The sequence below is a fragment of the Alteromonas sp. ABH4_457 genome (genome assembly GCF_056160625.1).
In genome coordinates this window covers 527,009-547,237 of record NZ_JBSWXN010000002.1, presented here as the reverse complement: position 1 = coordinate 547,237, position 20,229 = coordinate 527,009, and the positions used below count along the sequence as shown (strand labels likewise).

Annotated in this window: 19 protein-coding genes and 1 pseudogene; 5 read left to right on the top strand and 15 right to left on the bottom strand. The window is 50.9% G+C overall.

Annotated features, from left to right (window positions below; translation table 11 throughout):
* Window positions 1-13: 13 nt before the first annotated feature.
* From ACXAGR_RS05555 to gspC, 12 genes and pseudogenes are all read right to left on the bottom strand, one after another.
* On the bottom strand, window positions 14-769 hold the full coding sequence (locus tag ACXAGR_RS05555) for a type II secretion system protein N (protein ID WP_474842119.1): 756 nt from the start codon (window positions 767-769) through the stop codon (window positions 14-16).
* Window positions 769-1,242 carry a type II secretion system protein GspM gene (gene gspM, locus ACXAGR_RS05550; RefSeq protein ID WP_474848832.1) on the bottom strand — a complete coding sequence of 158 codons (474 nt, stop codon included), beginning with the start codon at window positions 1,240-1,242 and terminating at the stop codon, window positions 769-771. The genes ACXAGR_RS05555 and gspM overlap by 1 nt, the downstream gene beginning before the upstream one ends.
* A complete protein-coding gene (gspL, locus tag ACXAGR_RS05545; protein ID WP_119503104.1) occupies window positions 1,242-2,435 on the bottom strand; it encodes a type II secretion system protein GspL in 1,194 nt (397 codons plus the stop codon). Before gspL ends, gspM begins: the two co-directional genes overlap by 1 nt.
* Window positions 2,435-3,427 carry a type II secretion system minor pseudopilin GspK gene (gspK, locus tag ACXAGR_RS05540; RefSeq protein WP_474842117.1) on the bottom strand — a complete coding sequence of 331 codons (993 nt, stop codon included), beginning with the start codon at window positions 3,425-3,427 and terminating at the stop codon, window positions 2,435-2,437. The genes gspL and gspK overlap by 1 nt, the downstream gene beginning before the upstream one ends.
* Window positions 3,424-4,053, bottom strand: coding sequence for a type II secretion system minor pseudopilin GspJ (gene gspJ, locus ACXAGR_RS05535; protein WP_474848830.1), 630 nt, complete (start codon window positions 4,051-4,053; stop codon window positions 3,424-3,426). Before gspJ ends, gspK begins: the two co-directional genes overlap by 4 nt.
* Window positions 4,054-4,148: 95 nt before the next feature.
* Window positions 4,149-4,520, bottom strand: a pseudogene (gene gspI, locus ACXAGR_RS05530) (type II secretion system minor pseudopilin GspI); the annotation flags it as partial.
* Window positions 4,517-5,155, bottom strand: coding sequence for a type II secretion system minor pseudopilin GspH (gspH, locus tag ACXAGR_RS05525; RefSeq protein ID WP_474848591.1), 639 nt, complete (start codon window positions 5,153-5,155; stop codon window positions 4,517-4,519). The pseudogene gspI and the gene gspH, both read right to left, overlap by 4 nt.
* Before the next feature lie 11 nt (window positions 5,156-5,166).
* Window positions 5,167-5,592 carry a type II secretion system major pseudopilin GspG gene (gspG, locus tag ACXAGR_RS05520; protein ID WP_442858472.1) on the bottom strand — a complete coding sequence of 142 codons (426 nt, stop codon included), beginning with the start codon at window positions 5,590-5,592 and terminating at the stop codon, window positions 5,167-5,169.
* Between the two features lie 8 nt (window positions 5,593-5,600).
* On the bottom strand, window positions 5,601-6,821 hold the full coding sequence (gene gspF, locus ACXAGR_RS05515) for a type II secretion system inner membrane protein GspF (RefSeq protein ID WP_474842111.1): 1,221 nt from the start codon (window positions 6,819-6,821) through the stop codon (window positions 5,601-5,603).
* A gap of 3 nt (window positions 6,822-6,824) precedes the next feature.
* The gene (gspE, locus tag ACXAGR_RS05510) at window positions 6,825-8,387 is read right to left on the bottom strand and encodes a type II secretion system ATPase GspE (protein WP_474842109.1); all 1,563 of its coding nucleotides are present in this window, start codon (window positions 8,385-8,387) and stop codon (window positions 6,825-6,827) included.
* 2 nt (window positions 8,388-8,389) lie between these two features.
* On the bottom strand, window positions 8,390-10,426 hold the full coding sequence (gspD, locus tag ACXAGR_RS05505; protein ID WP_474842107.1) for a type II secretion system secretin GspD: 2,037 nt from the start codon (window positions 10,424-10,426) through the stop codon (window positions 8,390-8,392).
* Between the two features lie 21 nt (window positions 10,427-10,447).
* A complete protein-coding gene (gspC, locus tag ACXAGR_RS05500) occupies window positions 10,448-11,395 on the bottom strand; it encodes a type II secretion system protein GspC (RefSeq protein WP_474842105.1) in 948 nt (315 codons plus the stop codon).
* A 113-nt stretch (window positions 11,396-11,508) separates the two neighbouring features.
* Here gspC and hslR point away from each other — a divergent pair, with 113 nt between their 5' ends.
* The 3 genes from hslR to ACXAGR_RS05485 all read left to right on the top strand — a co-directional run bounded on the left by hslR (window position 11,509) and on the right by ACXAGR_RS05485 (window position 14,815).
* Entirely contained in the window at window positions 11,509-11,913 is a 405-nt protein-coding gene (gene hslR, locus ACXAGR_RS05495; protein ID WP_474842103.1) for a ribosome-associated heat shock protein Hsp15, read from the top strand.
* A 23-nt stretch (window positions 11,914-11,936) separates the two neighbouring features.
* On the top strand, window positions 11,937-12,836 hold the full coding sequence (gene hslO, locus ACXAGR_RS05490; RefSeq protein WP_303572402.1) for an Hsp33 family molecular chaperone HslO: 900 nt from the start codon (window positions 11,937-11,939) through the stop codon (window positions 12,834-12,836).
* Window positions 12,837-13,252: 416 nt separating this feature from the next.
* Window positions 13,253-14,815, top strand: coding sequence for a phosphoenolpyruvate carboxykinase (locus ACXAGR_RS05485; protein WP_474848589.1), 1,563 nt, complete (start codon window positions 13,253-13,255; stop codon window positions 14,813-14,815).
* Between the two features lie 82 nt (window positions 14,816-14,897).
* Here the strand turns inward: ACXAGR_RS05485 and ACXAGR_RS05480 are convergent, their stop codons facing one another.
* Window positions 14,898-15,335 (bottom strand): hypothetical protein, encoded by a 438-nt coding sequence (locus ACXAGR_RS05480; protein WP_474842099.1) that lies wholly within the window; start codon window positions 15,333-15,335, stop codon window positions 14,898-14,900.
* Between the two features lie 205 nt (window positions 15,336-15,540).
* On the opposite strand from ACXAGR_RS05480, the gene ACXAGR_RS05475 reads away from it, so the two are divergent.
* Window positions 15,541-16,878, top strand: a complete 1,338-nt coding sequence (locus tag ACXAGR_RS05475; RefSeq protein ID WP_474848829.1) for a Na+/H+ antiporter NhaC family protein — start codon at window positions 15,541-15,543, stop codon at window positions 16,876-16,878.
* A 15-nt stretch (window positions 16,879-16,893) separates the two neighbouring features.
* Window positions 16,894-18,060 (top strand): MFS transporter, encoded by a 1,167-nt coding sequence (locus ACXAGR_RS05470; RefSeq protein WP_303572398.1) that lies wholly within the window; start codon window positions 16,894-16,896, stop codon window positions 18,058-18,060.
* Window positions 18,061-18,080: 20 nt separating this feature from the next.
* Here ACXAGR_RS05470 and envZ read toward each other — a convergent pair whose 3' ends face one another.
* Window positions 18,081-19,397 (bottom strand): two-component system sensor histidine kinase EnvZ, encoded by a 1,317-nt coding sequence (gene envZ / locus ACXAGR_RS05465; protein WP_474842096.1) that lies wholly within the window; start codon window positions 19,395-19,397, stop codon window positions 18,081-18,083.
* A 15-nt stretch (window positions 19,398-19,412) separates the two neighbouring features.
* Window positions 19,413-20,135 (bottom strand): osmolarity response regulator transcription factor OmpR, encoded by a 723-nt coding sequence (ompR, locus tag ACXAGR_RS05460; protein WP_119503088.1) that lies wholly within the window; start codon window positions 20,133-20,135, stop codon window positions 19,413-19,415.
* Window positions 20,136-20,229: the final 94 nt, after the last annotated feature.

Below are 20,229 nucleotides of genomic sequence, written 5' to 3'. Positions count from 1 at the left end.
CTTTTTAAACAGCTTAAAGCTGAATTTCAGTATACCCGTCTGGACCGGGAGCGCCGAAAATGGCAGCGGCCTGATGCACTTCTTCAGGTAATGACGGGTCGGGCTTAAATTTGCCTTTAATTGAGAAGTTTGAGAAACCCTGTTCCAGGATCGCATCCAGTGAGAGACCCAGCATGTTGGGCTCTTTAACGGTAATACCGATACCTTTCCCTTCGCAGCGTAGCTGTGCTGAATAGTTACCAAAGTCGATGGGGCCACGGGTGCCGGCTACGGTGGCATTCAGCCAGTCGCCGAAGCCTGTGAGTTCGTTACAGTCGGGACCGAAAGATAATGCTTCGACTCTGGCTCTGAACCGGCCGCCGGCGTTAACCGGCAGTGGCAGTTGCACTTCCGCTAACACACGGTCTACCGGCAGAAACAGCAAAAAGTCGTCCGACTCCACGGTTTCAGGATTCAGCAGGCTGGTGCGCAGTTCGCCTTTAAACGACACTTCGTCGGAATCACGTAAATTGCCGCCTTTAATGTCGGCGTGCACGCTGCCAATCAGCATGGGTAAGCCCGCAATATCCCATTCCACGTTGGTTACCGGAATGCCTTCTACAACTACCGCCTGCGCTTTACCGTGCCAGACAGTACCGCTGACACCATAAATTTTTACGCCTTTCGGGAGTGTCTGACTCTGTATAAGGTGAACGGCGGGCATGTAAGCCACCACAAAGAAAAGAAACACAAAAACAGCAGCGAGGGTCCAGAGTATTTTCGATTTCATTATTTACCCAATTGCAGTCGACGGATGCGGATCATGCCGGGGGCGTTCCCTTCGGTAAGGTCGGCCTGAAGAATGAGGATCCCCATTTCTTCCATGGTTTGCAGCCATGCCAGCACATCATTGAACGGCGCTTCATCCACCGTCACCTGAATCTGTTCGTCCTGGGGCTGCATACGGGCTATGGCGATTTTAAAACGGGCCGAGGTAGTATTGACCGCCTGTGGCAGTGAGCCATTAAAGGTTTTAATCCCGCCGCTGCGACGAAGTTGTTGTGCGCGGTTTGCATTTTCCTGCACCCACAGCAGCAACTCCTGCTGGTTATCAAGACGGGCTTTCTCCTGCGCTAATCCGTCAGATAAGGGGTGCCAGATCAGCCAGTAGAACATTGCGATAATCATGACTACACCGGTAATGATCACCAGGCGCTGCTCACGCTCACTCAATGCACGGTATTTATCCATTAACTTCATGATTAACCCCGTATCGCGACTGTGCCGATGACCATGTCATCGCGGTTATTAATTGCACCCTGCTCTATTTCGAATCCGGCGGTCTCAGCCTGCCTGCGGAACTGCTCCAGCGACTCAAAATTTCTGCCCTGTGCCTGCATACGGATTTCCGTTCTTGAGGCATCGAAACGCAACGTTTGCGGTTTGATTTGTGATGAGGAGAACGCATTAGTGAGCTGATCCATCATCACCAGCATGGAAGCGCCACCGCCTCCCTGTTCCATTGATGCCATCTCACTGCGGATCTTCAGCCTGAGATCCCGGTAAGGACCCAGCCCGGGAAATCCGGCCTTAACAACCTGATCGATTTGTGCACTCAGGCGGGCATTTTCCTGCTTAAGCTGATAAATACTCACGCCTTTGTCAATGAGGCTGGTGGTCAGAGCGACAACCGCCAGTACTGCGGCGACCCGCCACTGATGCCACTGACCGGCCTTTTTACGTTTAATGCGGTAATCGCCCTGAAACAGATTAAAGTCTGTCTTAACGGCTTCCGTTGCCAGTATGTGCATGGGCAATTCCAGCTCTGTTTGCTGGATATCTGCATTTGGTACTGAGACTAAATCGATGTCGGAATAGTTTTTCACCGGCACCAGGGTATCAGAACGACGTAACTGGCTTGCGAACGCCGGAAGCAACCAGCTCAGTTCCCCCTGCATCCCCTGCCATTCGTCTTCCCGGACAAGTAAAGCATCACCGATAGTCAGTACGCTCCAGGCACCCGGCGTATGGGGTACAGCCAGAACATCAGGAATGAGTTTGTCGCAAAATAACCCTGCGTCACTCAGCCATTGTTGCCATTCATCCATTTTCTCACGGCTGACAACAGCAACTGCCTGCTGGTCACCTTTTTTCGGACCCATGGCAAAAAACTGTTTGTGGATATCCTGTGCCAGCTCATCTTCCAGCATGAAAGGGATTGCAGTGAGTACTTTACGGCTGGCGCGGGGAGGAAGTGTCACCCAACGCAATAACACGTCACTGGCAGGTGCCAGAGCAATAACGGCACGTTGGCCTGCGCGTTCCTTCAGGGTGGTAAGTTGCGAGGCATCAGGTAATTCGCCGGACGCAATGATCTCCTGTTCACCGCCCGACCATACCAGCCACTGCACCGGATCTTCATGCCGGGAGCCCAGCCTGACCAGTAATTGTTCCATTACTTTACTCCTCCAAATTCACGTCGGATAACGCTTACGTTCTCTCCACCCTGAGCTTTAAACAGCGTACTGAGCGAAAAAGTGGCTTTATTGTAGCTGGTCTTCGTATGCAAAATAAAATATCCGGTGGTCACGGTGAACCAGCTTCGCTGTTCATCACTTAAATCCAGTGCCGCCAGCACGGGCTCACCCAGAAAACTGTCAACGTCTGCCCAGCCATCCTGTGGCCGGCTGCTGATAAGGCTGGTGGCCTGAGACATATCCAGTCCGGTTAGTCCCGCCAGAATGGCCGCCCGCTCTTCTGTGAGCGTATTCACATTGATAGCCAGAGCGGTATCTTCCGGCAGCACGCACACAAGAGGCAGAATAGCATTTAACCACACAGGGCTGACACCGTTTATAAGCCTCAGCTCCGATTGATTGGTCATTAAGCTGTTGGCAGCCAGATAAGGATGCTCACGACTTTCATATTCACTGTCTTCAGCACCGTAGGTACGCATGCGCGTATCGCTGTCGAGCCAGTCAGCCAGACTGTCGCGGACAGTTTCTGCGGTGTAATTGTCGATGTTATCGCCGGTGGCCTCGAGCATACGGCCGAAAGCTTCCATGGCTTCAGTTGTTTGTGTCGCACTGCTCTGATTGTTGTTATCGTCACTTTCACCCAGCGCATTCAGGTTGAAGCAGCTTTGGGCGTCTTCCAGCTGCGCCTCAATACCGCCGTTATCCAGCGGATAAGCAAATTTTTGCGACCAGGGCTGGGTAATTACAATTTTATCGCCGGTTTCATCAAAAATGGTTTTAATCGACTTGCGGGCGAAGGCTTCTGCTCCCATGGCATACCAGTAAGCCTGATTATTATCTTTTAAGTTAGCAGCCCGCTGAATTTGTATTTGCAGGCGGGAGCCCATGTCTGTAGCTATAACCACGACAATAGCCACAATCATAAATACGATGATAAGTGCTACGCCACGCTGCTTTTGAAGCCCCTTCATAAGCTGGCTCCGCTGAGGGTAAATTCACGGCGGATGCGGCCAAAATCATCGCTGACAAATTCAAACGCGATGGCTTTGGGCAGGGTGGCTCCGACAAAACTCTCACGCCAGTTCAGTTCGTCGTTGTCTGACAGGGAGTTTTCTTCTTCATCAATATCGGCAATAAATTCAATTTTAAAATCGCTGATATCTTCCAGCAGCACGCGCACTTTCGGCTCTGTGCCCACTACATTATCCACGTAATTGGTGTACAGCCGTTCCAGTTTGCCGTCTCTTACACGGTAGGCCACGGCCTGCAGAGTACTTCGCGGCAACATCATTTGCGGGTTTTGCCAGCCGCTGCGCACAAAAGCGAGGCCGTCATTATCGCTTTCATCTGACTCACCGCCACGCATAACAATGGTGTTTGTCTGACCGTCGGTGCGAACTGCCCGTGGCACAGCCTGCTGCATATCCCGCTCGATGGTGGTGACAGCCCGTTGCAGGCGCTGAAACTTTTCGAACCGGGCAGAAGACAGTTCATCGCTGTCGATAACCGTAGTCAGCACTGCCGTAGACGCCACGCCGATAAAGGCAAAAATAGCGATGGCAATGAGTATTTCAACCAGCGTGAATCCCCGTTGCATCATGGTGTCCCGTCATCATCGTCTGAGGCGCTGCTGGTTCCGCTGGTTCCGTTGGCGCGGGAGTTTGATGATCCGGCTGTTGCTGCAATTTCAGCAGGTTTTGCCACAAAGGTGGTCACCGAGGTTTCAAAAAATTCGTATTGATCGTCCAGCCCGACACTGACTTCAACGGCACGTAAATCGTTATCAGTGGTTTTGGTAACTTTCTGCTGCCAGTACCAGGTACGATCCGCCATATCCATGGTGCCTTTAGCGTTATTCGCAGGCGGCCACTTGCCGGTGAGTTTCATCTCATTTAAGCGGTTATTGGCCACCCAGGTAGCAAAGGTGGTTTCTTCCACTCTGCTCACGCTGCTCAGATGTTCCGCTGCAGATTTCATTACCGCAGTACCGGCCAGTGCAAAAATCACCAGCGCCGCCATAACTTCCAGCAGGGTCATGCCCCGTTGTTTTACCGGTGTGATCATTCTGGTGGCTGCTCCAGCGGACCATTAAGCGTAAGCGGCGGCACATCCTGATTTAATAACTGAAAATACGCCGGTGCGTCGGTGCTGAAGGAGGGTTCATAGCTGAATACAAGGGTAAACGGCGTGATTTCACCACTGGACATAATGAGAACCTGCGGAGGCGGCAACTTTTTATCTTCCTCATTTCCGATTTCCACACCGGCGTCATCCAGCGAGAAATTTTCATCGAATACTTCACGGTCGAATAACTGATCTTCTGTATCCCAGGGAAGATCGTCCAGGTTCAGTGCAAAGGTGAAAGGTTCCGCGAGGGTATGAGGCGCATACAGCTTCTCATCATCGATTTTTTGCCATTCGTCTTCGTCGTTCAGAAACACAAAATAGTATTCATGATCAGCCTGCTCGATGCGTAATCCCAACTGGCGCTGGTTCAGTACGGCATAGTCGCTGGCCATATCAACCAGCACTTGCAGGCGCTGAGCTTCTTTTTTTAATTGATCAGACTGACTGACAGTAAAAACATTGAATACCACATAAGTGGCAGCGAGCCCCATTAATGCCATTACCAGCATCAGTTCGAGTAACGTAAACCCGCACTGCAAATGCCGCTGTAATGTATGCCGGGGCTGTTTCATGCACGTAGTCGTTACAGGTATTCGTTTACGTTCCATGTACCGATGTCATCATCTGTACCCGGTTCGCCGTCAGGACCGTTAGAGTAAATGTCGTAGTCGCCCATTTCGCCCGGGCTCATGAACTGGTAAGGATTGCCCCACGGATCTTCCGGCAGGCGCTGAATGATGCCGCCTTTGGGATAGTTTTTCGGAATGGGTTCGATAGTCGGAGCCTGAACCAGTGCTTCAAGGCCCTGTTCCGTGGTCGGGAACCGGTTTGCCTGCATTTTATACATGGCAATAGCACCTTCAAGCTGCTGAATGTCTACCGCTGCTTTTTTCTTCTGAGCGATTTCCTGGTTGCCGATAACGTTGGGTAATACCATTGAAGCGATGATGCCGATGATCACCAGTACGATCATGACTTCAATCAGGGTAAAACCGGCATGTCTTCTCATTTTTCTCATTAGATATTCACCATTTTGTTCATAGCTAAAATCGGTTGCAGGATGGCCATTACAATGAACAGCACCACAAGGGCCATCACCACAATCAACATAGGTTCAAAAATTTTCAGGGAAATACTGACCTGTGTCTCAAACTCCCGTTCCTGGTTATCCGCAGCGCGGCCCAGCATTTGTTGTAATTCACCGGATTTCTCGCCGGATGCAATCATGTGCATCATCATCGGAGGAAACATCCTGGTGTTATCCAGCGCTGCCCGTAAGCTGCTGCCTTCTTTTACATTGACCGCCGCTTCGTTTATTTGATTCTTGATATGCTGATTTTGCAGCACATCCGCTGAAATGCGCATGGCTTCAAGCAGCGGAACCGCACTGGATGTCAAAATACTCAATGTGCGGGCAAACCTCGCGGTATTCAGGCTTTTACTGACTTTTCCGACCACGGGTAAGCGTAATATTAACTGATGATATTTCAACTTCATGGCAGGCTGTTGCACAAGCCGGTTACCCACAGCAACCAGAATGAAAATCAGCAGTAAAACAACCAGACCGTAACTCTGCATCCATTCACTCAAATCGATAAGAAACTGAGTGATGGCCGGCAGCTCCTGCCCCATGTTGGTAAAATTACCCACGATTTTAGGCACGACTATGGTCAGCAGCAGTGAAATAACACCAATGGCAAACACCAGCATAATGGACGGGTACACCAGCGCCTGGGTTATCTGACTGCGGGTTTGCTGTCTTCGTTCCGTGTAATCGGCAAGACGGTTTAATACTACGTCAAGGTGACCGGATTTTTCACCGGCTGCCACCATAGCGCGGTAGAGTTCGTCGAATACCCCGGGGAACTGGTTCATGGCATCCGCAAGGCCGTGACCTTCCACAACTTTACTACGAACTGCCATCATCATATTTTTATGACGGGGTTTTTCACTTTGTTCCGCCACCGCCAGTAACGCTTCTTCGATAGGCAGGGCAGATTCAATGAGGGTAGAGAGCTGACGGGTGATCAGAGACAGGTCTGCGGCTGAAATACGCGGGCGGAACAGAGAAAAGCCCTGTGATTTACCGCCGGATTTTTCCGCTACCAGTTCAACTTCTAAGGGGATAAGCCCTTTTTCACGCAATTGCTGACGTACCTGTCTGGCATTATCGCCTTCAAGTACGCCCTGTTTATTGCGACCACTGGCGTTTACCGCTTTGTATGAAAACGCTGCCATGGATTAATCCTCGCGGGTCACGCGCAACACTTCTTCCAGCGACGTTTTACCGGCCAGCACTTTATGGCAGCCGTCTTCGCGAATACTGGGGGTGGTCTGGCGAATGTATTTTTCGATAGCCTGCTCACCTTTACCATCGTGCATCATGCCGCGGATAGGTTCATCAACCAGCAGCAGTTCGTGAATACCTGTCCGGCCGCGATAACCAGTTTGATTACAGGCGGCACAGCCTTTGGGCTGATAAATGGTCGGCAGTGGCTCACCGGCGGGCAGATTCAGTAATTCCGCCTGCTGTTCGTTTGGTTTCACCGGAATACGGCATTCAGGACACAATGTTCTGACCAGGCGCTGGGAAAGCACGGCAAGCAAACTGGAAGACATCAGAAATGGTTCGATGCCCATGTCTTCAAGACGGGTAATGGCACCGGCAGCGGTATTGGTGTGCAGTGTTGAAAGCACTAAGTGACCGGTTAAACTGGCCTGAACCGCAATTTGCGCGGTTTCAATATCACGGATTTCACCAACCATTACCACGTCCGGATCCTGACGAAGAATCGCACGCAGACCGCGGGCGAAAGTCATATCTACACGGGGATTTACCTGGGTCTGGCCGATGCCGGGTAAATCAAATTCGATAGGATCTTCAACGGTGAGGATATTGCGGTCTTTCGAGTTAATTTCCGTTAAGCCCGCATACAAGGTGGTACTTTTACCGGAACCGGTTGGACCGGTAACCAGGATAATGCCGTGAGGCTTACGGATTAACGATGAAAAGATATCCCGGTTGCGTTTGGTCATGCCCAAATCTTCAAGATTCAGACGGGCATTGTTCTTATCTAATAAACGCAGTACGACCCGTTCACCGTGATTGGATGGCATGGTCGATACACGCACGTCAACCGCACGGCCGGCTATACGCAGGGTAATACGGCCATCCTGAGGGACGCGCTTTTCGGCGATATCCAGTTTGGCCATAACTTTAATACGGGAAACCAGCATGGAAGACAGCTTGCGGTTAGGGCGTAAAATTTCCCGCAATACCCCGTCAACGCGAAAACGCACTATGAGCTGGTTCTCGAAGGTTTCGATGTGAATATCTGAGGCGCCTTCTTTAATGGCTTCACCGAGCATAGCGTTGATCAGTTTAATGATTGGCGCATCGTCTTCACTGTCGAGAAGATCTTCGGTATCCGGTAATTCTTCGGCTAATGAGAACAAATCGCTCTCATTACCTAAATCTTCCATCAATTGTTTGGCAGCCGAAGAGTCACGCTGGAATGCCTGTGTCAGCAAGCCTTCGAATTTATCCTGCTGAATTTCCGTTAAGGTAAACGGCTCACCGAAAAAGCGGCGCACTTCAGCAAATACCGCAAATGGCGTGGCTTCGGTGAAATACAGGGTGGCCGGATCCGTATTCGTTTCCAGCAACACATGATGCCGTTTGGCAAAGCTGAAACTCAGCTGGCGCGGGCCTGCTGCTTCTGCCAGTTCATCATCCGGCAGGCTATCCATAGCTTCTTCCTGTGCTGCGATAGCCTGCTCTAGCGGGTCTTCATTCGCAGCCATGATCAATCGTTATCCTTGTTCTTCTCTTTTTCCAGAATGTAATCTTCAAAAGAGGGAGGCAGCGCCAGCGCATCATCCCATTCCGGCATGGAAGGCTGTTCCTGTGATGGCATCAGCGACACACCTTCAGAGTGGCGCTTAAGTTGCTGGGCACGGATATAGTTGTACTTACGGTGACTGATTTCATTCATACGCACACCGTCGCGCACGATGGTAGGCTTTAAGAACACCATCAGATTACGTTTACGCTTGCTGGTAGAGGTAGACTTAAACAGGTGACCTAAAATAGGGATATCACCCAGCAGCGGTACTTTAGACACACTTTCCTGAACATCTTCATCAATCAGGCCGCCCAGTACAATGGTGCCGCCGTCATCAACAATAACCGTGGTTTTGATTTGGCGTTTGTTGATAGAAATGTCTACAGATGTCGCGCCACTTACGCTGGATACTTCCTGCTCGATGGTCAGCTGAACGGCATCACCTTCGTTAATTTGCGGGGTGACTTTCAGCTTGATACCCACTTCCTGACGATCAACGGTCTGGAAAGGGTTTGAATTATTATCGCCGGTGGTGGTGCCGGTAATGATAGGTACTTCCTGGCCCACGATAAAGAAGGCTTCTTCGTTATCCATGGTAGTCAGGTGAGGCGTTGCCAGTACGTTTGAGTTGGTATCGTTACTGACTGCCTGAACGACGGCTCCCCAGCCGTCTTTAATGATACCGGCAAGCAGGCCATTAGCGCCGCTCAGCAGGCTTGCGAGGGCGGTGTAATCACCCTCTTCGGTGGAATCGATTTGTACCACGTTGCCTTCATCGGTGATGTAGGCTTCTGTGGTGGTGGTGTCTTCTGCCTGTTTCAGCGCCACAGCCAGTGAACCAACCGGTACAACACCATTGTTAAACTGGGTGCCACCACCTTCTTCAGTGACCCATTGCACACCCAGGGTTGCGCCGTCGCCTTCAAATACTTCAACAATGATGGCTTCAACCTGTACCTGCGCACGGCGAACATCTAACTGGCGGATAACTTCTTCTAAAGAACGCATCATGTCCGGCTCAGCTGTGATAACCACGGCATTGGAGTCTTCATGGGCATCAATGCTGATATCGCGTTTGGCACTGCCACGGCTTTGTGTGTTGCCGCCCTGTGCTTCAGCCTGAATGCTGGCAGATACACCCTGCAGTACTTTTACCAGATCTTCTGCTTTGGCATAGTTCAGGAAGACAACGCGGGTATTGCCGCTAGATTCCAGCTCCTGGTCCATACGCTGGATCAGGTTAACAATGCGGGCACGGGCTTTAGCATCACCGCTGACAATCACTGAGTTTGTACGGTCATCTGCCACAGCGCGGGGCTCTGACTTGCCGGTGTTAGCGGCTTTGCCCTGAGACTTATTGATGCTGTCGACAATACGCACCATTTCTGATGCCGATGCGTAACGCAGCTTAACAATTTCCACTTCTTCATCACCGGCACGGTCAACGCGTTCGATAATTTCCACCAGGCGGTTTACCACAGCCGCACGGCCTGTGAGCATCATTACGTTGGACGGATCGTGAGCAACCACGTTGCCGCCACCGGCCTGATCATTAAGTTGGCGAAGGATTGGGGCTAATTCACGCACAGGGACGTTGTAAACGGGTACAACGCGGGTGATCATTTCGTCACCGTCCACTGCCGAACCTTCAACAACCGGAATATTGGAGGTCTTCGCCTCCTTTGAGCGCACGACTTTCAGCACACCGCTGGGCATTTCTACCACAGCGAAATCGTAGACTTGCAGTACGTTTAAAAAGAACTGGTAGTATTGTTCTTCAGTGAGCATGTCGTATGAACGCACACTGATTTTGCCCCTGACATTGGGCTCGACAATAATGGTTTTCTTGAGGTTTTTACCAACAATGGAAATGAATTCATTGATGTCGGTATCTTTGAAATTCGGCATGTACTCTGCGGCTGTGGCAGAGACGCACAGCGCGGCAGCACAGATAGCTGCAGTAATCCGGGAGAATAAAGTCCGGCTCTCTTGCCTCATGAGTCTGTCTTCCTGTTTTTATTAGTCATTACCCGCCTCCGGGATTTCCAGGTACAAGGTAATGTACTCACCATCACGTGTCAGCGTCAGCTCTATGGTATCGGCCTGACGAAGTTCACTCATGGCTTCCTTTGATTGCTGGGTATCGGTCAAATCCAATCCGTTGATTTGGATGACAACATCGCCCGCCTGCAGGCCGGCTGATTGAAACAGATCTGGTTTTTTACCCGGTTTGATTTCGTAGCCGACCAACTGGCCATCACCGATTTTGGGCGTAATAGCGATGAAATCCATGAAATCTGCCGGGCTTTCCCGTAATGATGAGGCGACGTCTTCATCCAGCTCCACCTGATTTTGCGGAGGAGGCGGAATGCGGCGTTTAGGCGCGGGGGCTGCGGCACGGGGGTTGTCATCAGCGCGCGCTGTGCGCTGGCGGTTTGCTTCGTCGTAATCCACACCGTCAAGCATCAGAGTTTCACGGCGAATACCGTTTTTAATAATAACGCGGTCGTTCATGACCTGATCGAGTGTCGCGTTAGTTCCTTCTATTTTTTCGCCCAGACCGTATACGTTTTGGGTACCCCGGTTTTCAATGATCGCCGTGGCTTCTTCTTTAAGCGAACTGACTACCACGCCTGTCAGCGTTAAATTTAGTTTTGTTTCCGGCGCGTCTGTCACCGGCTGTTCGTCTGCGGCCTGTTCAGACCGGTTGACGGTTCCGAACAGGTTCAACTGTTGTAATCCGGCAACATCGACCCCACCTTGCGCAGATGTAATGCGTTCAGGCTGTGAAGTGAGTCCGGCTGGTGTGGCAGGCCCGGCTGGTTCGGGTATAATTCGCCAGATGAGTTTTGCAGCAAACGCTAACAGGTACAGGCTCAGCAAAACAACAATTGCGAGATGCACTTGTTTCTGATGCCGGCTGAAGAAAAGTGCCAGTGACTGAGAATTCAATTTGTCGAGTGTCATGCGTTGTCGAAGGTACTGCTTTTTTAATAATAGATTTAGAGCTAGCCGACCCATCATAGCCCGGTCGAGGCGGGGGTCACAACAGTAAAACGAAAGAGTGACAAAAATATTACATGAGCAATCGTAATCAAAGCGATACTGACGTAAATGTCCGCCTGGACAAGTGGCTCTGGGCTGTTCGTCTGTTCAAAACCCGCGGTCTGGCGCGGGAGATGGTGCAGGCCGGTAAAGTGCATTACAACGGCCAGCGTGCGAAGCCGGGCAGAAACGTAGAGCCCGGTGCCATGATAAAAGTTCCGGCCGGATGGGACATTAAAGAAATAAAAGTGCTGGGACTGAGTGATAAACGCCTGAGCGCACCGCTCGCTGAAGCGCTTTATGAGGAAACACCGGAAAGTATTGCCCAGCGGGAATCCAATCAGCAGGCCCGTAAATTAAGTGCGTTTCACAGTCCGCGTCCTGACAACAGACCGGACAAAAAACAACGCAGACAGATTATTAAATTTAAGCAGCAGTAAGCTGCTAAGACAGGATAAATTTCATGAGCAACTATGATGAATTACATCGCTATTTGTTGAATGCAGCAAACGTACGCGGCGAGCTGGTCAGGCTGGAAGAAAGTCTGCAATCCATTGTGCACAGCACGGAATACCCGGTGCAAATCCAGCACCTGTTGAGTGAAATGGCAGCGGCAACCTGTTTGCTGACGGCAATTTTAAAATTCAAAGGCGAAATCGGTTTGCAAATTCAGAGTAAAGGGCCGGTGAGCTACGCGGTAATCAACGCCACCCACGAATACAAACTTCGTGGCGTAGCCCGCTGGGATGAAACGCTGACGGTTTTGCCTGAGAGCTTTGGTGAACTGGTAAAAGATGCTGTACTGGTGATTACCATCACGCCGGAAGAAGGTGAACGGTATCAGGGAGTTGTAGGGCTGGACAAGCCTACACTTGCTGAATGTCTGGAAGCCTATTTCACGCAGTCTGAACAACTGGCGACGAAAATTATTCTGATGACTGATTTGCAGGAACCTACCCGCGCCCGTGCTGCGGGTATGCTATTGCAGGTTCTGCCCAGTCAGGCTGCCGCAACAAATGTGGCGCAGGATACTGACTTTGAGCATGTTTGCAAGCTGACAGAAACCCTGAAAGAAGATGAAATGTTTGGTCTGCCGGTGAATGATATTCTGTATCGTCTTTACCACCAGGAAGAAGTTGAAGTGTATCCGGCTCACCCGGTTTCATTCTCATGTTCCTGCTCCAAACAGCGCAGTGCTGACGCACTGAGAAACGTGGACAAACAAGAATTGCTGCAGATCATTGAAGAGGATGGTGCCATTAAAATGCACTGCCAGTATTGTCATTCTGAATATCTGTTCGACAGCGTCGATGTGGAAGCCATTCACAACGGCCAGTTTGTGGAAACCCGTAAAGATCAGTAAAAGCCCTGCGAAGTGCCTCCGTAAGCGCTTCGCAAAAAGCGGAAATACAACAGCGCCTGCCGGTTAAGCCCCGGCAGGTCCTGCTTTCATGCTGCAGCTGCAAAGCCCTGCTTCCGGAAAGGGCGACCAACGTTTAATTGTGTGTAAACCAAATTCTGTTCCCTGTATTTTAATTTTACAATCAAGTTACAATCCTCTCGTTTATTCATAATTTATTGAAAATTAATTATTATTTTTTCATTCCAACTTTCCATGATTTACTCATTCTGAAAGTTTATTTCTTTAAATAGTCATTCAGATCAAAAAATAATCGCTATTTGTATTTATGATGTTGTCTCTGCCCTTGTTTTATATACAATCGAATTGAAAAGGATTTTTGAAAGTTAAAATGTAAACTTACCAAAGGGCTTACCAAAATGACCGCGGCACCACTTTTAAATTCAGATACAGCAGTAAACGTGCTCACTGATCTCACGTCAGCTGAGTTAATAGAAATTGCACTTAAACGTGGCGAAGGCTGCCTTGCAGACAATGGTGCGCTGGTAGTAGAAACCGGACACCGGACAGGTCGTTCTCCTGCGGATCGCTTTATTGTCAAAGAGCCCTCTACGGAATCAGACATTGACTGGGGTAAGGTGAACAAGCCCTTTGATGCAGATAAATTTGATGCATTGTGGGACCGCGTAGACGCTTTTTTAAATACACAGGAACATTTCCTTTCTCATTTACAGGTTGGCTCTGACCCTACACATGCTTTGCCAATAAAAGTACGAACACAAACGGCATGGCAGCATATCTTTGCCCGCAACCTGTTTATTCAGCCCGCAACGTGGAATCCGGATAACAAAGAGGCATGGCAGATCCTCAATGTGCCCGGTTTTACCTGTGATCCTGAGCGTGACGGCACCAACAGTGACGGTGTGGTTATTCTGAATTTTGCTGAGAAAAAGGTGCTTATCGCCGGTATGCGTTATGCCGGTGAAATGAAAAAAGCCATGTTCAGCGTACAGAATTTCCTGTTACCGGCAGAAGAAGTGTTACCTATGCACTGCTCAGCCAACGTGGGAGAGCAAGGTGATGTCACCTTATTCTTCGGATTGTCCGGCACCGGCAAAACCACGCTGTCTGCCGATCCCAAGCGCTTTCTGATTGGTGATGATGAGCATGGCTGGGCGCCCGGAAGCGTGTTCAACCTGGAAGGTGGTTGTTATGCAAAGTGCATCGATTTATCGCAGAAAAATGAACCTGTCATCTGGGATGCCATCCGTTTCGGTACGATTTTGGAAAATGTGGTACTGGATGAAAAACGCACCCCGGATTATGCCGACGTCAGCCTGACACAGAACTCCCGTGCCGCCTATCCGCTGGATCATATTGAAAAGCGTGTGGCTGAGAATAAGGGCGGTGAGCCCCGCTCCGTTGTGTTCCTCACCTGTGATGTGAGTGGCGTATTGCCGCCGGTTTCTGTGCTCAGTGAAGAAGCCGCGGCCTATCACTTCTTAAGTGGTTACACAGCAAAAGTCGGCTCGACAGAAATAGGGTCCACTGCTGATATTGAATCGACTTTTTCAACCTGCTTTGGCGCACCGTTTTTCCCACGTCCTGCCGGCGTGTATGCGGAACTACTGATTAAGCGGGTAAAGAGTTTCGGCGCTAAAGTGTTCCTGGTGAATACCGGCTGGACAGGTGGTCCCTACGGCACCGGCAAGCGCTTCGATATACCTGTTACCCGAGCAGTCATCGACGCCATCGTTTCCGGAGAACTTGCCAATGTGGAAACCCGGCATATTGATGGTCTGAATCTGGACGTGCCGGTAGCGGTACCGGGTGTCGACAGTAAATTGCTGGTGCCGGCAGAAACCTGGGCCGACCAGCAGGCTTATCAAACCTATGTTGAAAATCTGGTGCAGGAATTCAAAGCCAATTTCGAAAAATACGATGTCAGTGATGCCATCGTGAAAGCCGGCCCCGGCTTCTGACAGCTTTCTATCCGACGTTAGTCGACTTATTGCCCGCAGTGTGTCTGCGGGCTTTTTTTGCAATGTAGTTGCTGGCTGGCGGTTACTGCCCGCCGGCCAGTGCGCTTTGAATGGCTTGCGGATCCATGAAGTGGGAATAATTACCGATAGCGTCAGTAACCACCGGATCCTGCATTAACTCGCCCATTGCGACCTGACCAACCAGTTCGAAGGCACGCTGGAGTGCCATGGGATCAGATTCAGAGGCAACTTTAAACTGCGCCGGGCAGTCGCTTGCGAGCAGGCGGGTAACCAGGTCGCCGATGTCCTTATCAGACTCAAGGCGGTCTTTTTCCGATACTTCGGCATAGTTTTTTATTTCAGGATGAGCGGCCATGGAAAAGAAAATCCATTTTGCCAGCGATTTTCTTTCTTTGCCGTTTAAGGAATCGATCAGACAACTGCCTAATTCGTTCGACATCGCGGGTGCGGCACTCAGGGCCGACGCGCTGATAATTAAAGCACCGATTAACTTCTTCATATTACACCTTTCTTCTGTTCCTTGTGTGCAGTGCCAGCCGGGTATCTCCATGCCGGTTACCGCTCGCCTGTATGACGGATGAAAATCGTCATGCAGAAGGATTACATAAGATAGCGTGAAATAATATAGGCTAAAGTATCTGTTTTACCGCTGTTTTACGTTCACCCGGACAGCGTGTTTACGATAAAATCCTTACCGGATTCATCTGCACAATCAACGAGGTCCCGTGCAAAAGTCAGCACCTGCCCAATTTCTGGGGCTAACGCCTATATTGTTTTTTGTTGTCACTATGCTGATTGCCGGCATTATCAGCGACAACATTACCGCTATGCCAGTTCTGGTAGCCCTTTTCCTGGCCGCCGGATATGCCCTGCTGCTGAACCCGAAGGATCAGAAGCTCACTCTGAATGAGAAGATTGCGCAATTCTGCGAGGGAGCGGGTAACAAGAACATTATTCTGCTGGTGCTGATATTTCTACTCGCCGGCGCATTCTATTCGCTGACCATCGATATCGGCGCGCGGGATGCCACCGTCAACCTGGCGTTAAGCGTAATACCAACGCCCATGATATTGCCGGGTCTGTTTATCATCTGTTGTTTTATTTCTTTTTCCATGGGGACTTCTACCGGCACTATCACGGCGCTGGCTCCTATCGGGCTTGGACTGGCTGATGGGCTGGGTGTGTCACCGGCATTGCTGGCCGGTGTGGTCGTTGGCGGAGCCATGTTTGGTGACAACTTATCCTTTGTGTCAGACACCACCATCGCGGCGACCCGCAGTCAGGGCGTCAGGCTGACTGACAAATTTAAGGCTAACCTGCTTATCACCCTGCCGGCATCTGTGATCACCATTATCATTCTGGCATTTGTCAGCGTGGCGGATACCAGTTCGTTACAGCAGGGTGATTACGAACTCATCCGCATTCTGCCCTACATGCTTATTATTGCCTGTGCACTGGCAGGTTTGAATGTGGTACTGGTGCTCGCTATCGGTATCGGGTCCGCAGGGGGTATCGGCCTTATCACCGGTAGTTTCGCACCTATGGGGATGTGGCAAAGTATACAAACCGGCCTGGGATGGATGCAGAATCTGTCGGTTATCGCTCTGACAATCGGTGGTATTGTCAGTCTGATGCATGCTTACGGCGGTATTACCTGGCTGATTCAGGTGCTAACCCGGCGTGTGCAAAGTCGCCAGGGTGCAGAGTACAGTATTGCGGCTCTGGTCAGTTTGCTGGATTTATCCACGGCGAATAACACGATTTCTATCGTGGCAGCCGGTCCGATAGCCAGCGATCTGAATAAACAATATGGCGTTGACCCCCGTCGTACAGCCAGCATTCTGGACGTGTTCTCGTGCAGTTTTCAGGGGCTGGTGCCTTACGGTGCGCAAATCCTCACAATCGCCGCTGTGGGCGGGCTATCTCCGCTGTCCGTTTCCATGTATTGTTGGTACCCCATGTTATTGTTTGTGTTTGGTGTACTGGCCATTGCGTTTAATATTCCTAAGTTCGTTACAGAAAACGGTAGTCCTGACGTCTGACAGTAAGGCGTGCTTGTGAGCCGCCGGCCGGTTACCGCGATCATATTTGGCGGATTTTTTCTGTTCGGGATGCTTTTTATTCTCTGGGGTGTTTTGCTGCCGGAGATTGCTGCCGATCTTGAAATGAGTGAAACCGTCAGCGGAGCATTGTTCCTGCTGTTCTCGCTGGGCATGATGCTGGGGGCTCTGTTTGGCGGCAAATACGTCAGTAAATTCGACTTTCTTTATCTGCTGGCCTGGTTGTGTGCTGTGGATGCGGTGCTGGTGTTCGGGGTCTCCCTGATGACCGCCTGGCAGGGGATGCTGCTGATGGTGTTTCTCACCGGTGTGGTGAGCTCTGCGGTGATCACCATCGGACATACACTCATAGCCCAATTGTACGCAGAGAAGCGGTTTGCCATGATGGGGGTGATGGACTTTATGTTCAGCCTCGGTACTTTCGCTGCGTCTTTCTACGTGACCCTGATCTACACCTTTTCTCACGAGTGGCAGAAGCCGCTGCAATTTCTGACTTTCCTTCTGCTTTGCGTGTCTGCCTACACATTTTTGATTGCCGGACAGCACAGAAAACTGAGCAAAGGTAAACCGGCAGAAAAGAAATCATCACTCAAATACATGGATATGCTCAGGCAGCCTGTGTTTCTGCTGCTGTGTCTGGTGAGTTTCGGCTACGGGGCGGTGGAGTTCGGTAATGCGAACTGGTTTGTCAGTTACGCAAAAAACGATGGTTACGATGGTGAACAGGCCCGCAATCTGCTGGCGTGTTTCACCGCCGGAATGACATTAAGCCGGCTGATTTTTTCCTGGTTCCTGCGCTATTACAGTGTTTACCGGTTAATGATAATTCTGGCCACCATGACCCTTGCCGGTGCTTTCGGTATTAAGCTTGCCGCAGGCAGTGTGGCTATTGGCAGCTTCAATTTCCTGCTCGGGTTGGGATTAGGGGGTCTCTTTCCTCTGGTACTTTCGGCGGCAATGAATGTGGATCCGTCAAAAGGTCCGGTTTTGTCCGGGATTTCGTTGATTGGGAATGCTATCGGGGTGCAGGTAGCCTCTTTTGCTACCGGATTCTGGGCCAGTTTTCAGGGGCTTCATATCGCCTTCTGGATCATCCCGCTTGCCAGCATATGGCTGTGGAGCACCACCTGGTATTACAGTCGCCAGATTAAGCAGCAGGTATAGCAGTAATGACTGAATGGCGGCTAGTGAGCGCCGGGTAGCCAGAATTCCGCGACCAGGCCACCTTCGGGGTGATTCCTGAGTGTGATGTTGCCGAAGTGCATATTGATAATTTTACGGGTGATAGCCAGACCCAGCCCTGAGCCCAGACTGCCCCTTGCTTTATCTCCCTGTTTGAACGGCATAAAAGCGTTATCCAGCTCGTTGTCAGGGATGCCGGGGCCGAAGTCGCGGATGCGGCAATAAACCCGTTGTTTCGCGCGGTCAAAGAAGGTACTTATCGAAATTTTGTCACCGCCGTAGCGGAAGGCATTTTCAATCAGGTTATCCAGTACCCGCTTGATGGCTACCGTGCGTACCGGCGTATCCGGCAAAGAAGTCAGTTTCAGGGTGATATGATGGCTTTCGTAACGCTCATGCACCCTTACCATATCACCGATAAGCGTATTCAGATTGGCATTTTCCCATTCGCCGGTACGGTCAAAGCGGGCGTATTCAATAAACTGATCGATGATTGCATTCATATCTTCGATGTCTTCATTGATGCCGTCACGCACCCACTCACTTTCTTCCGGCAGCATTTCCGAAGCCAGCCTGATTCGGGTAAGCGGGGTACGTAAATCATGAGAGATACCGGCGGTCATTAATGTCCGCTCATCCTCCAGTTGCTTTATACCCTGATTCATCCGGTTGAATGCGCGGGTCACTTCCCGCATTTCGCTGCTGCCCTGTTCTTTCAGCGGGGGCGGAAACTGTCCTCTGCCAACCTGCAATGCGGCCTGCTGCAGCGCCTGCAGCGGCCGGTTAAGATGGCGTACAAACCACCAGCCGCCGGTCACACTCAAAATACCGATTACCATCAGATACATGGTGGGGGGCGGTGAAATATGGGCGTCGTTGCCGCCTATCAGCGGAATACTGACCCAGATATTCGGTCGCGTGCTGAGAGATATCCACACCCGGTAAGGCTCGCTGCCAACTGCGGTTTCAGCCGTACTGATCCGCACATCTGCTTTGACACCAATTTGGGAAGATACCTGCGAAGACATGAAATTATAGTGTGTGGCATCACGCAGACCCTGCTGCAGCGCCTGCTCCGTAGTCATGATTTCGACTTTGGTTTGTTTTGCGTAGGCCAGCCGTTGCTCAAGAGGCGCGCCCATCAACCCCTGCGATTGCACACTCTGTACCTGCGTTGCCAGCAAACTGCTGATCTGCTGGGTAGTAGGACGCACAAAATAGTAAGTGACTGACAAATAAGACACCACCTGATTGATGAGCAGCAGTACACCGATCAGCAGTACAGTTTGTCCGAATGCACTTTTAGGAAGCAGCCTCACGCAAGAAACAACATCTTATGCTGCGCCACCGTCCGGGACAAATACGTAGCCAAGGCCCCATACCGTCTGAATATAGCGCGGGCTTGCCGGGTCTTTCTCCAGCATGCGGCGCAGACGGGAAACCTGCACGTCGATACTCCGTTCCAGCGCGCTGTAATCACGGCCACGGGCCAGATTCATCAGTTTGTCCCTTGAAAGCGGTTCTCTGGGGTGGGTGACCAGTGATTTAAGCACAGCAAATTCGCCGCTGGTTAACGACAGCGGCTTACCTGCGGCTGTCATTTCGCGGGTAGCGAGGTTCAGGCTGTAATCACCGAACTCAACAATTTGCTCGTCTCTGGACGGTGCGCCGGGCGCTTCTGTGGTTTTGCGTCGTAATACGGCTTTGGCACGGGCCAGCAGTTCGCGGGGATTAAACGGCTTGGGCAGGTAATCATCGGCACCCATTTCCAGGCCGATAATGCGGTCGACTTCGTCACCCTTAGCTGTGAGCATGATGATGGGCATGTCGTTTTCTGCCTGTCGCATGCGCCGGCAGATAGATAAACCATCTTCTCCCGGCAGCATCAGGTCCAGAACCATCAGATGGAAGTTCTCACGCTCAAGCAGGCGGTCCATTTGCTCTGCATTGGCTGCGCTGCGCACCTGAAAGCCCTGTTCAACAAGATAACGCTCCAGCAGGCTGCGAAGGCGCATATCATCATCGACAACAAGTATTTTGGACGTTTCCTGACCCATGGTTGTTATTCCTGAACAGTGGCTGTGTAACCAGTAATAAAAAGCAGTACGCCGCGCAAAACGGCGGGTACTGTCTTAAGTTACCTTAACTATA

Excerpts from the sequence above, each read along its gene's own strand:
- gspC (WP_474842105.1), bottom strand. The coding sequence starts at position 11,395 with ATGACACTCGACAAATTGAATTCTCAGTCACTGGCACTTTTCTTCAGC.
- ACXAGR_RS05480 (WP_474842099.1), bottom strand. The coding sequence starts at position 15,335 with ATGAAGAAGTTAATCGGTGCTTTAATTATCAGCGCGTCGGCCCTGAGT.
- gspJ (WP_474848830.1), bottom strand. The coding sequence starts at position 4,053 with ATGCAACGGGGATTCACGCTGGTTGAAATACTCATTGCCATCGCTATT.
- ACXAGR_RS05555 (WP_474842119.1), bottom strand. The coding sequence starts at position 769 with ATGAAATCGAAAATACTCTGGACCCTCGCTGCTGTTTTTGTGTTTCTT.
- gspF (WP_474842111.1), bottom strand. The coding sequence starts at position 6,821 with ATGGCAGCGTTTTCATACAAAGCGGTAAACGCCAGTGGTCGCAATAAA.
- gspG (WP_442858472.1), bottom strand. The coding sequence starts at position 5,592 with ATGAGAAGACATGCCGGTTTTACCCTGATTGAAGTCATGATCGTACTG.
- gspD (WP_474842107.1), bottom strand. The coding sequence starts at position 10,426 with ATGAGGCAAGAGAGCCGGACTTTATTCTCCCGGATTACTGCAGCTATC.
- gspH (WP_474848591.1), bottom strand. The coding sequence starts at position 5,155 with ATGAAACAGCCCCGGCATACATTACAGCGGCATTTGCAGTGCGGGTTT.
- hslR (WP_474842103.1), top strand. The coding sequence starts at position 11,509 with ATGAGCAATCGTAATCAAAGCGATACTGACGTAAATGTCCGCCTGGAC.
- gspK (WP_474842117.1), bottom strand. The coding sequence starts at position 3,427 with ATGAAGGGGCTTCAAAAGCAGCGTGGCGTAGCACTTATCATCGTATTT.
- gspE (WP_474842109.1), bottom strand. The coding sequence starts at position 8,387 with ATGGCTGCGAATGAAGACCCGCTAGAGCAGGCTATCGCAGCACAGGAA.
- gspL (WP_119503104.1), bottom strand. The coding sequence starts at position 2,435 with ATGGAACAATTACTGGTCAGGCTGGGCTCCCGGCATGAAGATCCGGTG.
- hslO (WP_303572402.1), top strand. The coding sequence starts at position 11,937 with ATGAGCAACTATGATGAATTACATCGCTATTTGTTGAATGCAGCAAAC.
- ompR (WP_119503088.1), bottom strand. The coding sequence starts at position 20,135 with ATGGGTCAGGAAACGTCCAAAATACTTGTTGTCGATGATGATATGCGC.
- ACXAGR_RS05485 (WP_474848589.1), top strand. The coding sequence starts at position 13,253 with ATGACCGCGGCACCACTTTTAAATTCAGATACAGCAGTAAACGTGCTC.